The following is a 13,068-nucleotide window of genomic DNA, read 5'->3' as shown; positions in this document are numbered from 1 at the left end:
GGATGCTCACACTATGATGAGGACAGGATGAAACGAGTATTAACGGCTTTCTGGCAACGCTGGTTGGCAAGGCGCATGCCGCCCAGTTCTGAGTTTGTCCTCAGCCATCGCAGCATCTTTATTCTGCCCAGTGGCTTTGGTTTAGTCTGGCTTGGGCTGGTACTGCTGCTGTATCTGTTTGGCACTAACTATCAAAACAATCTTGTAATTGGCCTGAGCATTTTGCTCCTCAGTCTATTTAATACCTGCATCCTTTACAGTTATAAAAATCTCGCGGGTTTGCGCCTTCGCGCGCTCACGGCGCCAGAGGTGTATGCGGGCGAAACCATCACCTTTCCAGTCCTGCTCACCTCAAATCACAGCAGCCACAATATCAGCTTAAATTACCCCAATAATTTAGCGTACTTACTCAAACAGGTTGGCGCCGATGAGGTGCAAGCTCTGGTCTCGTTTGCCCATGACAGCCGTGGTCTGGTATCGCCTGGCCGACTTAAGATTGAATCCTTTTATCCCTTAGGGCTTTGCCGCGCTTGGTCCCATATTGATCTCGATAATGCGCACATCGTCTACGCCCACCCGATTGAAAGCCCTTTGCAGCTAAAGGCGGCGACCGAATCCGGTGAAGACGAACGGTTAGAACGAGCAGGAAAGTACATCGCCGGCATCGATGAATACAAAGGGCTTAAGCCCCATGTGCTCGGTGAATCTCTTAAACAAGTGGCATGGAAACAATGGGCTCAAGGGCGTGGCATGCTAACCAAGGAGTTCGAGCAGCCTCAGGGCGATCCCGTATGGTTAACCTTAGTCCCCGATCCCGCGCAGCTTGAACAGCAATTAGGTCAGCTCAGCTGGCAAGTCAACCATTTGAGTCAGCAGGAGCAATATTTTGGTCTGTGGCTGCAGCGTGTTGGGGCGGAAGATCTGATCCTCACACCCGATATGGGCAATGCCCATCGTATCGCCTGCCAAAGGGCGCTCGCAATTTACGGGCAAGATATCAGCACGCTGGATAAAACCGATAAATTGATGAATAACCAAGGTGTTAAGCATCAGCATCCGCTTCCTCCCCATGGGCAAGGCGTGCGTTCTGCAACAATGGAGCCGCGGCGATGACAACGCAAACCTCGACACATCACAAGGCTAATCCTCCCAAACTGACGAGCTATCATGCCAATGGGCCGCAGACGGGTGACAATATCAGCCGCCAAACGCTGTTTTGGCTGCTGCTCACCAATATTGCGGTACTCAGCCCCCTATTCGATAAAACGACGCCTTGGACCCTTGGGATCTGCGCCATCTGCCTCGTGTGGCGAGTCGGCATCTATGTCGGTAAAGTGGCAAAGCCACCGCGCTACTTAGTCACTAGCCTTGCCATTGGCGCCGCGATAACCCTTGCGTTGGTATCGGGTGAGATTGGGCTATTAAACGCCTTAGTCAACCTGCTGATTTTAGGTTATGCCTTAAAATACATTGAGATGCGCAGTGTCCGAGATGTGCGGGCCGTCGTGATTGTGGGCTACTTTTTAATTGCGCTGACCTTTATCGATCACCAATCCATGCTCAATACCGTGCATTTAATTGGGGTCACTATCATCAATACCTGCGTACTGGTGACCTTGTATCAAAGCAAACACAACTGGCAACACACAGCTTGGATTGGCGCTAAATTATTACTGCAGAGTGTGCCACTGGCGTTACTGCTATTTTTAGTCTTGCCGCGCTTTGCCCCGCTCTGGCTGGTCCCGAATATGAAGGAAGCCCAAACTGGACTCTCGGATACCCTTTCCGTGAGCGATATCAGCAAACTCACCCGCTCCTCCGCACTGGCCTTTAGGGTGAGCTTTACCGAGGCGAGGCCCATCCAAGCCGAACTCTATTGGCGCGCGCTAGTGCTAGAAGATTACGACGGCCAAACCTGGCGCCAAGATGTCGGCATCAAACAAATTCAAAAGGATGCGCTGTTTTTTCCGCCCTCAAGACCCGATCCCGCGCGGCAGCTCCCCACAGCGAAGACGGATGATGCAGGCAGTCATGCGCCGCAGCGATACGACTATCAAGTGATTGTGGAACCTAGCCACCAGCCTTGGTTATTTGGGCTCGATGTGGCCTATAGCCAAGATGAAAAGGTCATTAACCTACCCGATTATCGACTCTATTCCCTACGTAATGTCGATCAGCGCTTGGGCTACAGTGCCCGTTCTTGGCCCAAGGCCCAAATGGATCTCAAGTTAACTGCCAAACAGCGGCAAATAAACCTGAAACTGCCCGAGGACACTAACCCCAAAACTCTGGCGCTCGCCGGCGAGTTTAAGGCCAACTATCCCGAGCCCAAGCAGCGTCTGCTCGCCATGATGGGTTATTTTAATCGCGAACCGTTTTTCTACACCCTCACCCCGCCGCCCATTGGCCCGCAGCAAGTCGATGATTTTCTGTTTGAAAATAAAGCTGGATTTTGCGCCCATTACGCCTCCGCCTTTATCTTTATGGCGCGCGCCACTGGCTTACCCGCACGTATGGTCACTGGCTATCAAGGGGGCGAATACAACCCGCAGGCCGATTACCTGAGCGTGTATCAATACATGGCCCACGCTTGGGCCGAAGTCTGGCTCGAAAATGAAGGTTGGGTACGATTCGATCCAACGGCCATGGTCGCGCCCAATCGTATTGAGCAAGGCTTCGATGCCGAGTTCTCCCCCGAGCAAAGCTACCTGCAAGAAAGCCCCTTTAGCAGCTTGCGCTTTAAATCAATGCCTTGGCTCAACGAGTTGAGACAGCGCTTTGCCAGCCTTGATTATTACTGGAGTCTCTGGGTGCTCGGTTTTAATCAGGAACGGCAAAACAAAGTGCTAAGTGGCATTTTAGGGGATGTCACTAAAACCAAGGTGGCGGTGTTTATGAGTGTGTGTATTAGCCTTATCGGCCTCTATATCGCCTATAGCGTGGGGCTGTTTCGCTTTAAACGGGAGCAGGATCCCATCAGCGCCAAGTACCAACGCATTTGCCAGCGCCTCAGTAAATTTGGCATCGTCCGCCCCGCTCACCTTGGCCCGAACGCCTTTGCAGCACAGCTTATTGACACGCACCAGCAACAATCCCCAGAGTTTTGCCGTGAGTTTGACACCCTGACCCAAAGCTATGTCGCGCTGAAATACCAACAGCTTGCGGACAATGACTATCAAGTGGCGTTCAAGCGCTTTAATGCCGCCGCTAAAGCCCTTAACTGGCGACTATTTGGCCCGAGTAAACAGTTAAAATAGGCGGGATAAACCGCAGGGGGATAAGATTGTTGAATCTTATAAATCAGTCACATAGAATTGCCAAGCCACTTTGCTATGCGTAACAGCAATCCCAAATCGTGAGTCGAATATGCTGAAGTTAATCCAATCCAATCAAATGGAAGTGCTCTGTGCCCATCTTGCCGCGTATTTACGCCAGCCGCTACCCGGCGCGGGGTTATTGCAAAATGAGCATATTTTGGTGCAAAGCCCCGGGATGTCGACTTGGTTACGCCTTGAAATTGCAAAACAAAATGGTATTGCCGCCGCGCTGGAGTTCCCGCTACCTTCCAGCTTTATTTGGCAACTGTGCCACGATTTACTCCCCAATGTCCCCAAGGAAAACGCCTTCACTAAGGCGGCAATGACCTGGAAGCTGATGCAACTACTGCCGCGGCTACTGGATGAACCTTCCTTTGGGCCACTGCGCCATTATTTGGGTCATACCTTAGATAATCTGGAATCGAGCGCGGCTGACACCCATAGCAACCATCAACATGGTGCCGTAAGCGCCGATGATATTAAGCTTTACCAACTTTGCGGCCGCATCGCCGATATCTTCGACCAATATTTGGTTTACCGCCCCGACTGGATTGCCGCGTGGGAAGCCAATGAACCGCTTGAGTCACTCAAATTGAATGAGGAGCAAAGCTGGCAACCCATCCTCTGGCGCGCGCTGATTGCCTACAATCGCGATGAGCTGCGTCAAAGCCACTACCACAGGGCCAATCTACATCAGGATTTGATTGCTGCATTGGGGGATAGCACCAATTCCCTCGCAAAATTGCCGCAGCGTTTATTTGTGTTTGGGATCTCCTCTATGGCGCCCCAAACCATCGATGTGCTCCACCAGCTCGCGAGCCGTATCGATGTGATTATCTTAAGCCTTAGCCCCTGTCAGCATTACTGGGGCGACATTATCGACCCACGCCATCGGGCGCGTATGGCATTGCAATATGCCGGAAAACGCCAATTAGCCGAGCAATGGGAAGATAAACTCGAAGTCGGCAATCCCCTACTCGCCAACAATGGCAAGATGGGCCGCGAATTACTCGATATGCTGCTCGAACTGCCCCCAGAGCACTGTGACTTTGGCGACGATGTGTACTGCGAGCCCTGCGGCGATCCTAACGATCCCCACGCTCGCGCCAGCATGCTAGCCGGGGTGCAATACGATATTTTAGAAATGCAGACACTCGATCGCGTACTCGGGCCAGATGCTGAGCTATATCAAGAAGTCGCGAATCGCCGGGTATTAACAGCCGACGATGATTCAATTCAAATCAAGAGTTGCCACAGCCCACTTAGGGAAGTCGAAACCCTGCACGATCATTTACTCGACCTGCTGGATAGCGACAACCAACTCACGCCCAAAGACATAGTGGTAATGATGCCCGATGTCGCCGCCTACGCCCCCTATATCGATGCGGTGTTTGCAGCCAAACAGGGACTGGAATATATCCCCTATGCCATTGCCGACCGCGGCGCGGCGCAGGAATCGCCACTCATTAATAGCTTTTTGAATTTACTCAATATTAATCAGAGCCGTTTCGGACTGACGGATATTTTAAGCATTCTCGAAGTCCCAGCCATTTTGCGACGTTTTCAGCTCGAAGAAGACGAGCTGCCACTCATTCGCCGCTGGTTAGATGAAGCAGGTGTGCGTTGGGGCCGGGATGAACAGAGCCGCCTTAAACAGGGCGTGCCTGCTTTCGAGCAAAACTCCTGGGCCTTTGGTATAAAACGCTTAATCTTAGGTTACGCCTTAAGGGACGATGCGCCGCTATATCAGTCATCCCCGCCGGGAATGCACTATTTAACGGTTGCTGGGGTGGAGGGCCAATCGGCACAGGCCCTTGGCAAACTGTTGAATTTTATTGAAGTCCTCGATGAGACCACCCAAGTATTAGCCAAGGCGCAAGCGCCCTCACTGCGGTTACTCGAACTCACCGAGCTGTTAAATGCCTTTTACGCCCCCGATGAGGACGAGCGTGAGCAGCTGCAGGAAATTCGCGATGCGATTGCCGCCTTAGAGCAAGAGCTGCTTGCCGCCAGCCCAGCCGATATTGGCCCGCAAGCCAACGACTTAGATTTAAGCATCGAAGTGTTGGCGCTCTGGTTTAATCAACGCTTAACCGAGTCACGTGTCGGCCAACGATACCTCGCGGGCAGCGTGAATTTTTGTACCTTAATGCCGATGCGCTCGATTCCCTTCAAGGTGGTTTGTCTGCTGGGGATGAATGATGGTGTCTATCCTAGGGTGCAACATCCTGTGGGCTTTGATCTGATGGCCCATTTTGGTGCGCGCAAAGGCGATCGTTCCCGTAGATTAGATGATAGATACCTGTTTTTAGAGGCGTTACTCTCGGCGCGGGAGCAGCTTTACATCAGTTATATTGGCCGTAGCGAACGGGATAACTCGGAGCGTATTCCATCTATGCTGGTCTCCGAGCTAATAGAATATTGCCAGCTATGCTATTTACCTGAATCCCTTGCGGCAGAAGCTTCTACTGTCAATAACGAAGATGCCCAACAGGCATTGCTTGAGGCTATTGTGAGCCATCAGCCGCTGCAACCTTTTGATCCTAAACTGTATCAAGCAGCACTGCCGCAAGCCCCCGCCTCCCATGGGATAAAACAGAGTTATAGCCAGCAGTGGTGTCCGCCCGATAGCAATAGCCAGTTGCAGCATGGCCGATTTATCGAAGCCCATACCCAGATAGTGCTCGAAGATGACACTCTAAGTGGCAGTGATGCACAACAGGATATTGAGCCCCTTGGCGAAGCAGAGCATGTGGATATCTCGGCCTTTATTCGCTTCTTTCGCAATCCCGCGCAGTATTTCTTTAATCGTACCCTAAAAGTAGATTTAAACCTGAATATTCAAGCGGATGATAACGATGAGCCCTTTAGTCTTAATGCGTTAGAGCGTTATTTATTACAGGCTCAGCTCCTTGGCGATGCGCTTGAGCAAGGGCAAAACGAGCCTAGTACTGAACTGTTACAACGCCTTAAGGCCAGTGGCAATTTGCCAATGCAGCCCTTTGATGATCTGCTGCTGCGCCAATACAGCCATGATATCGCGCCGCTGATTGGCAGAACCCTGTTTATGCGCGGCGATGTCGCTCCTCGGCATGCCGATATTCGGCTCAGCTTTGAGTTACCCCATCAGAATGCAGGGACACAGTTAAAAGCCAAGCGGGTGATCCTCGAAGGTCGAATCGATGATATCAGCCCTAAAGGATTGGTCACTTGCCGACCCGGCAGTGCCCATGGGCGGGACATTTTAGCCTTGTATTTGCGTCATTTATGTTTGATGGCCGCAGGAGTGGCTCAACCTAGCTACCTGCAATCAAGCTATCTGCTGGATATGGGGCATTTTCATGCCCTCGCGCCCATTACGCCAGCGCTTGCCCATGCACAGCTCGCCAACTTATTACAGCTTTTTTATCAGGGCCAAATTCATCCCCTGTGTTTTATGCCAAGAACCTCACTCGCCTATGCCAGCGCTGGGGCGGACGAAGAGGAAGACCCGCACCCAAGCAAAGACCCGCACAAAGCCCGGCTCGAAGCGGCGCAAAGCGAATGGCTGGACGAGCAAGGTGAACTTGGCGAAGGCACAGATCCCCATTACCAGCGGCTGTTTCATTTTCCCGACGACTTTACCGAGGCACATTTTGGCAAGCTCGCCGATGACATCTATCGGCCAATGCTTAGCCTGTACCACAAGGATACCCTCGCCCAACTCGAGGAATTTGCCCTGAATGAAGCCCCAACCGCCACGACAGGGGGAGCAGACTGATGACTAAGGTATCACCCGCTTTACCGTTAGATCCGCTCACCCTGCCATTTGGCGGCAGTCGCTTAATCGAGGCCAGTGCTGGCACGGGTAAAACCTATACCATTTCAGGCCTGTATCTCAGATTACTGCTTGGGGATGGCTTAAGCGAATCGCTTAATTGCGAACAAATTCTGGTCGTGACCTTTACCAATGCCGCCACCGAGGAGCTGCGGGACAGGATTCGCCGCCGCATTCAGGTGGCCTTTAAGTGTTTCTTAGGGCTTGAGATTAACGATCCTTTTGTGCAGGCGCTGTACGATAAGACCCCTGAAGCCGAGCGCGCTATCGCCCTAAGACGCTTCGATTTAGCGCTCAAATCCCTCGACGAAGCGGCGATTTTTACCATTCACGGATTTTGCCAACGGATCTTGGCCGATCTCGCCTTCGAATCATCATTGTTGTTCGAGTCGGATTTCACCTTGGACGACAGCGAATTTTTACACCATGCGGTACGGGATTTTTGGCGTGAAGCCTGCTATCCGCTGCCGGAGTATTTAGCCCAAATTATTGCCAGCGAATTTGGCGATCCCGACGGATTAGTCAAGCAGCTGAGAGCCTTGCTCGGTGCCAGTGAGGCCAAACCGCTTAAACCCGTGCAACCCTTTGCTCGTTTGGCTGAGTCCTTAAGCCAGAGTGTGCAGCGCTTTAAGCTCGCCTGGCCGCGTGGCCGCGACGCACTGTTAGAGTTACTTCATAGCCTGCCGCTTAACGGTCAACGTTTTGGTAAGGCGAGCGACAATTACCCTAAACTCGCGGAAATGTTCGACCAACTGGACAACTTCTTAGCCTTTGGTCACGGCTTACCGCCGCTTAAAGTGCTCGAAGCACTGTCGTTATCCGAGCTTAAGCTGAATAAAGGCGGCGTGATCCCAAGTGCGAGCGAGGCGCCGCTGCTTGATCATATGGAGCAGTTAGCCGCGCTGATTAACGCGATTAAACCCGCATTTCTCTATAGCGCCAAACAAGGGATCAGCGAGCGTTTTGCCAAGCAAAAGCAGCAGAAAAATGTACTGACACCCGATGATCTGCTCACCACTTTGGCCGCAGCAATGCAGGCCAATCCCGACACTTTACCTAAGGCAGTGGCGAGCCGCTTCCCCGTGGCGCTTATCGATGAATTCCAAGATACGGATCCACTGCAATTTGCTATTTTCTCAGGGATTTATCAAACCCGTTTGGGGGTTGATACTCAAGATCCGGCGGCAGCTGAACCTAAGCCTCGCACGGATAGCAAATTAAGCCTGCTGATGATTGGCGACCCTAAACAGGCGATTTATGCTTTCCGCGGCGCCGATATTTACACGTATATCGAGGCGCGCAGACAAACCGAGGCGCACTATTTCCTCGACACTAACTATCGCTCGAGCCGCAATCTGGTGGTCGGCGTGAATCATTTATTCGCCCAGCATTCGGATCCTTTTATCAGCCAATCGATTCCCTTCGATCCGGTTAAAACGCCTGCCAGTGCGGCGGCCAAACAACTCGTTGAGCATGCGCCCAATAGCGCCGCGCTGCGGTTAAAACTCTTGAGTGAAGGCGATACGGGACTTAATAAGGCCAGTGCGCGGCAAACCTTGGCCGAAGACACCGCCGCCGAAATCACCCGTTTACTGACGCAGGCCGCCAATGGTCAATGCAGCACGCCCAAAGGGCCATTAATTGCCAAAGATATCGCGATCTTAGTACGCGATAGAAACGAAGCGGCCGTGATGAAAACCGCGCTGAGCAAGCGCCAGATTGGTGCCGTCTTTTTAAGTCGCGACAGCGTATTTGAAACCGTCGAAGCGCGGGAAATGGCGCTCATTCTGCGTGCCTTGGCCAGCCCCAAGGACGAGCGCGCCCTGCGTAGCGCCCTTGCTACCGCCCTGCTTGGTTATCGCGCCGAGCAAATCCATGCCTTTAACCAAGATGAAGAGCAGCGCCAAAGACTGCTAGAGCATTTTTTTGAGTTGCACCAGATCTGGCAAAAACGCGGCATTATGCCGGCGCTGCTTAGCCTAGCCAATGCCACCCAGATGGTTGCGCGGCTGCTGCATTCACCTATTCTGCCAAGCACTGACCAAGCGGAGCAAGATGCGGCCGCTCAGCTTGAGGCAAGCAATGGCGAACGTCGACTCACGGATTTTCGCCACTTAGCCGAGCTGTTGCAGCAAAAGGCGACCGAAATTGATGGGATCAGTGCCCTGCTCAACTGGTATGAGCAACAACTGATTGATAACACTGGGACAGATGAGCAGCAGCTACGCCTTGAAAGCGAGCAAAACTTAGTGCAAATCGTCACCATCCATAAGAGTAAGGGGCTGGAATACCCAGTGTGCTTTGTGCCCTTTGTCAGCCTCGCGCGGGATAATCGCCGCCGCCCGACGCCTATGCTCTACCACAGAACCAATGCCGATGGCGCGCAGGAACTGGTGTGGGATTTAGAGGGCACGGATGAAGGTTGGGAACAGGCAAAGCAGGAAACCTTAGCCGAAGATCTGCGTCTGCTCTATGTGGCGCTCACCCGCCCCGTGTACCTGTGTTATTTGTACATCGCCAACCATAGCCGCATGTTAAAGGCGGGGCTTAAAAGCCAGCTGCATGAAACCGCCATCGGTTATCTGCTTGGGATCACTGACACTGATTGTGATTTTTCGCGTTTGCAAAATGCCGCCAAGGCGCTGGTCGCAGGTCTTGAGTCGAGTCCGCCTGCGATCAGCATTGAGGTGGTGGCCGACAACATAGATGCTAACAAGCTGCATACGGGGGGAAGCGATTCTCAAACTTTGAGTGCCCGTAAGGTCAGCCGTCAGTATCGCACTCCATGGCGCGTCGGCAGTTATTCCGGTTTAGTTAAAAATGCGCCCCACGCTAAAGCCACACCCGGCGCCGATGATGAAGTCAACGCCGTATTGGGTACAGATACAACAAACAGCGCAGCTGATCCCTTATGGGCAGCTCCCTTGTGGCAAGAGGCTTTGTTGCAAGAAGTAGAACCGCAAGCGCAACCTCTGCTCAATCGCTTTAGTTTTGAGCGCGGCGCCAACGCGGGTAGCTTTATGCACTTAGTGCTTGAGTTAATTGATTTTACTCAAGCTCCAATCGACCTCCCCCGAGAGCTACCCAAGGCCATGTTGCAATACGGCATTGCCCCCGTGTGGCAACCCATATTAGAGGATTGGTACCTTGAGGTATTGCAAGCTCCGCTGGCGTTAATGGCGCAGGATAATCAGCTTATTAATCCCGAGCTGTGTTTAGCCGCACTCGCGCCGCAACACACCTTAGTCGAGATGGAGTTTTACCTGCCACTGAATCGCTTAAAGGATACAGAGCTTAACCAACTCCTTGGGCAATTTGGCTACGATACCGAGCTGCAGTTTGAGGAATTACAGGGCATGCTTAAGGGGTTTATCGACTTAACCTTTGAATATCAAGGAAAGTTTTATATAGCAGACTATAAGTCGAACCATCTGGGGGATAATATTCAGGCCTATCATCATAGTGCGCTAAAACAGGCAATTAGCGACCATAGGTATGATTTGCAATATATTCTCTACTCCCTCTCCCTGCACCGCTATTTAGCGATGCGCTTGCCCAATTATGATTACGATACCCATATTGGCGGTTGTTATTATTTGTTTTTACGGGGAATGTCGGTGCAATATCCAGGCTTTGGTATTTATTACGATAAACCGCCCAAGGCGCTGATTTTGGCCTTAGATGGGCTGTTTCAGCGCAGCCTAGAGGCAACAACTGACTCAAATAAAAAGTCCGATGCTCAACTGGATACGGGAGCAATGGCATGAACCACAGCACCGAACTGACTCCCCCAAAAGTATCAACCCTATGGGTTGACGCTGGCGCACTCAGACTCAAGGCGCCGCTCACAGAGCTACTCAAATACTGGGAAAAGGAGCGGCTGATCACCCCGCTGGATCGCCATTTTGCCCTCGAGATGGCAAGGCTTCACCCTAATGATGCTCAAGAGCCGCTGTTTATGCTGCTTTGCGCCTTGTTAAGCCAACAGCTCTCGGCCCAACATACTTGCCTAGTGCTCGAACATATAGTGCCAGCCAATCCGCTGGCGGAGCCGGTTAATCACTGCCAGATCCGTTTGAGCCTGCCAGAACTGATTGCAAGGCTAGAAAATTTTGAAGCGGTTGGTGAACCTCACAGCAATAAGCCACTGATTCTTGATGGCGGCCGACTCTATCTTGAGCGTTATCATCATTTCGAAACCGAGGTTGCCAGTGCCCTGACGAGGCTCTCTTCGAGTCAACCCGTCAACAACACGGATAAAGATTCAGACGCGCCGCTACGCAGGCAGCTCGATTACTTATTTCCAAACGCCGCATCTTCCCATGCAACCTCAGCCCTTGAGCCTCATATCGACTGGCAAAAGGTCGCGACGGCAACGGCGCTCGGCAAAAAGCTGGCGGTGATCACCGGCGGCCCGGGTACGGGCAAAACCACCACAGTAACTAAATTACTGTTGTTACAGCAATTAGACTCACCAAAACAGATAAGACTCGTCGCCCCGACAGGCAAGGCCGCCGCCCGATTAAGTGAATCGATAAAGGCCTCGAAAGCAAGACTCGAGCAGGAGCTCAAACAGGCTCAAGCGACAAACGAACAAGTACACAGTCACGCAACCCAAGCACTGTTAGCCGCGCTCAAGCAAGTGCCGGAAGAGGCATCAACCTTACATCGTCTGCTGGGGGTTATCCCCAATTCGGCGCAGTTTCGTCACCATCAAGGCAATCCCCTGCGGCTAGATCTATTGATTGTCGATGAAGCGTCGATGGTCGATTTGCCTATGATGTATAAGCTGCTCACGGCCCTTCCCGCACAGGCGGGTTTGATACTGCTTGGGGATCAGGACCAACTCGCCTCGGTAGAAGCAGGCGCCGTGCTCGCCGATATTTGCGCAGGGCTAAAATACGAGTCGGAACAACACTCTGAATGGAGAATGCGTTATAGCCAAGTTCAGGCCGAGCAATTGAGCAAGCTCACCGGCTTTGATCTGCTTCCCTATATTCATCGCGAGCCAAAAATTGGTGACAGTTTGTGTATGTTGACCCACAGCCACAGATTTAAAGGCGATGCCGGCATTGGCCTATTAGCCAGCGCGGTGAACCGCTCCGATCTCGCGGGGATTTTGGCCGTATGGCAACGGGGACTAGCCGAGCTTACTTGGCTAGAACACGGTATGGATCAGAACCAGACCCAAGCCAAAATCAGCGAGCCTGCAAACAACACTGGCCTTCACGCCCTGCTAACACAGGCCTGTGAGCAATACGCCGAGTATTTACGTCCGCTACAAGTTTCAGATCCAAGCCCTGTACCAAGCACCATCGAAGCCATTGCCCACTTTAACCAGTATCGCATCCTATGCGCCATGCGCAGTGGCGATTATGGTGTCGAAGGTATCAATCAAGCCGTGACTAAAGCGCTGTCTCAGGCCAAGCTTATCCATCCTCAGCAAGAGTTTTACCTTGGCCGGCCAATTATTATCCAAAGCAACGACTATAACTTAGGCCTGTTTAACGGTGATATTGGTTTGATTTTACAGGATGAAGACAGGCCAGAGCGCCTGATGGCCCACTTTATCAAAGCCGATGGCAAACTGCTTAAAGTGCTCCCCGCAAGGCTGCCTAGCCATGAAACCTGCTACGCCATGACGGTACATAAAAGTCAGGGCAGTGAATTTAATCGAGTCGCCCTTGTACTTCCGCCCAATCCGAGCCTAGTACAATGGCAATTGCTCACCAAGGAGCTGGTCTACACCGCTATTACCCGTGCAAAACAACACTTTAGCTGTTTAGGCACACAACAAGTCTTTGAGCGCGCAAGCCAGCAAGCTACCCAGCGAGCCTCAGGTTTAGCCGATAGGCTCTGGCGCGGTAACGCGATGACTGATTAATGGTTAACTCATTGATTAAAGCTAATAAAATTAAAGATAAAGGAGATTTA

Annotated in this window: 5 protein-coding genes; all 5 read left to right on the top strand. The window is 52.1% G+C overall.

All coding sequences use genetic code 11. The annotated features are described in order from the left end of the window. Positions 1-27 precede the first annotated feature (27 nt). A complete protein-coding gene (locus SHEWMR4_RS09380; protein ID WP_011622548.1) occupies positions 28-1,113 on the top strand; it encodes a DUF58 domain-containing protein in 1,086 nt (361 codons plus the stop codon). Beyond that, entirely contained in the window at positions 1,110-3,257 is a 2,148-nt protein-coding gene (locus SHEWMR4_RS09375) for a DUF3488 and DUF4129 domain-containing transglutaminase family protein (RefSeq protein WP_011622547.1), read from the top strand. The genes SHEWMR4_RS09380 and SHEWMR4_RS09375 overlap by 4 nt, the downstream gene beginning before the upstream one ends. Before the next feature lie 109 nt (positions 3,258-3,366). Beyond that, entirely contained in the window at positions 3,367-7,077 is a 3,711-nt protein-coding gene (gene recC, locus SHEWMR4_RS09370; RefSeq protein ID WP_011622546.1) for an exodeoxyribonuclease V subunit gamma, read from the top strand. Then, entirely contained in the window at positions 7,077-10,901 is a 3,825-nt protein-coding gene (recB, locus tag SHEWMR4_RS09365; RefSeq protein WP_011622545.1) for an exodeoxyribonuclease V subunit beta, read from the top strand. Before recC ends, recB begins: the two co-directional genes overlap by 1 nt. Beyond that, positions 10,898-13,018 (top strand): exodeoxyribonuclease V subunit alpha, encoded by a 2,121-nt coding sequence (gene recD / locus SHEWMR4_RS09360; RefSeq protein ID WP_011622544.1) that lies wholly within the window; start codon positions 10,898-10,900, stop codon positions 13,016-13,018. The genes recB and recD overlap by 4 nt, the downstream gene beginning before the upstream one ends. The last annotated feature ends 50 nt before the right edge of the window (positions 13,019-13,068 follow it).

The organism is Shewanella sp. MR-4, assembly GCF_000014685.1.
Taxonomy (GTDB): domain Bacteria; phylum Pseudomonadota; class Gammaproteobacteria; order Enterobacterales; family Shewanellaceae; genus Shewanella.
The sequence above is the reverse complement of the archived record's forward strand: the minus strand, read 5'-3'. Positions and strand labels throughout refer to the sequence as shown.